Consider the following 2023-nt stretch of genomic DNA (forward strand, 5'->3'; position numbering starts at 1 on the left):
GTTTCTGCATCTTCAGTAAAGTGACCATTAAAAATCACAGCAGATGACCACAAGTTACGAATAATATTAGCAACTACATTGCCTGCAAAAACCGGTAAAAACATAGGACCAGAGATCACAGGGAAAAACACATAATCCTTTAAAACTTGGCGTGTTGCTTTTTTACGGACCTTAGCCGCATCTTCCCACACCTGTTTCCAGCTTTTGGTTTTATAAACTAATGCATCTTCAAGATGTAGATTTTGTACACCTACATACCATTCAAAGAAAAACATTAACTGTAGAGCCAAAGGAATATTAAATAGGTGACGAGGTTCCCACTTCTGTTGATCACTTACTCGCAAAATACCATATCCGACATCATGATCTTTACCGACAATATTGGTATAGGTGTGATGTACATAGTTGTGTGTTTCACGCCAGTCATCACCCGAGGCAATGGTATCCCAATCGTAAGTATTACCATTCAGACTTGGTTCATTTAACCAGTCAAACTGACCGTGCATAACGTTATGACCAAGTTCCATGTTTTCTACAATTTTAGAAATACCCAGTAAGCCTGTTCCCAATAACCAGACAGGTGGAATCCAACCACCAAACATCAACATGCCACGCGATGCGATTTCGGTATAGCGAACAAAATTACGTACTTTGTAGATATATTTTGCGTCTTGCTCACCAAGACTTTGCATAACATCTTGACGAATCTGTTCAACACGGCGGCCAAATTTTTCAATTTGCTCACGGGTTAAATGAGCAGATTTAGAAACAGTAGAAAATTCTAATGCCATATTCATAGGGTTAATCCTCTGTAATTCTTTTTATAGATCAATTGTGACTGGGCTTAATGCCTGGCTCACGCATAGTTTAATTGGACGGTTCGGTTGGTCTTCAATTTCACCTGTTAACAGGTTTTGAGTAACTCCGCTCACTTTGGTACAACTGCATTTATTACAAACACCCATACGGCAGCCATGTTGCGGGCGTAGTCCCGCCTGCTCTGCACTGCTCAGTAAATTTGTTTCAGCTAAAAATTCGTGTTGAGCACGGCGGAAAATAACAGGCTGTGCTGCATGTGTACCAGTCACTTGAAGTGGTTGGAAATATTCTTGATGAAGCTGAGACTGAGCACCTTTTTGCACATAAATTTCATTCGCCTGCTGCATCATGCCGTGGTGCCCACATATATAGGTCGCAGTCTGCGCAAAATCTGGAACCAGCTTTTGCAGTAAGCTTTCAGTTAAATGCTGCTTTTGCTCGCTGGTATTAAAAAAATGATATTGAAGCTGTGGATGCTGTTCTACCAAAGCTTTTAATTCAGCATGAAAAATTTCCGCACGATTAAAATAAATAACATGGATTTGTTCAAGCTGCTGTTTCAAAGCTTGCTGCAAGAGTGAATAAATTGCAGTAATACCGCTTCCTGAGGCAATTAAAATTGCAGGCTGCTGACCTTGATGCAAAGTAAAATCACCTTGTGGCTGTGAAATCTCAACACACTCACCTACATGTAATAGTTGAGCTGCACGAGACACCAAGCCTTGTACTTTAATACCTAAAGCGATTTCACCTTGAGTGGTTACTTCAATAATCGAATAGCTACGTTGTTGGTAAACGCCATCGATAAGCAACGTCAGTAGAATGCTTTGTCCCGCACAAACCTGTTCGAAATTAAAATTACGATTTGGTTTAAGTTTTATCAGTACCATATCGGTATGAAGTGGCTGAACAGCGGTAACTTCTGCAAGTATCCTATTCCAAGCCCAAGTCACGTTAATTTTCTGCAAAACAAAATCAACGAAATCTTCTCGAACCCAATGTGGTTGATAGTTAAGTGTTGCGTTCATACGTTCCTCTTTTGTTTCTGGCTATTTATTTGAGTGAACACATGTTCGTATAGTGAACATATGTACACTATATTTATAAGTGTTCACTCAGTCAACACTTGTTCACTATTTTTTTTATGAAAGTTTGCTCTTTTTTGTTAGACTTTGGCTCACGGTTTAAATAGGTTTTTTTAATG

General features: G+C 39.4%; 2 protein-coding genes. Both read right to left on the minus strand.

Annotated elements, in window-relative coordinates; all coding sequences use genetic code 11:
- Window positions 1-791 (minus strand): fatty acid desaturase family protein (locus tag VXQ92_RS16170; protein ID WP_416682520.1); only part of this gene is annotated, 791 nt, incomplete at its 3' end.
- A 30-nt stretch (window positions 792-821) separates the two neighbouring features.
- A complete protein-coding gene (locus VXQ92_RS16175) occupies window positions 822-1847 on the minus strand; it encodes a ferredoxin reductase (protein WP_416682519.1) in 1026 nt (341 codons plus the stop codon).
- Between the last annotated feature and the right edge of the window lie 176 nt (window positions 1848-2023).

It is taken from the genome of Acinetobacter sp. 228 (assembly GCF_048147885.1).

Excerpts from the sequence above, each read along its gene's own strand:
- VXQ92_RS16175 (WP_416682519.1), bottom strand. The coding sequence starts at position 1,847 with ATGAACGCAACACTTAACTATCAACCACATTGGGTTCGAGAAGATTTC.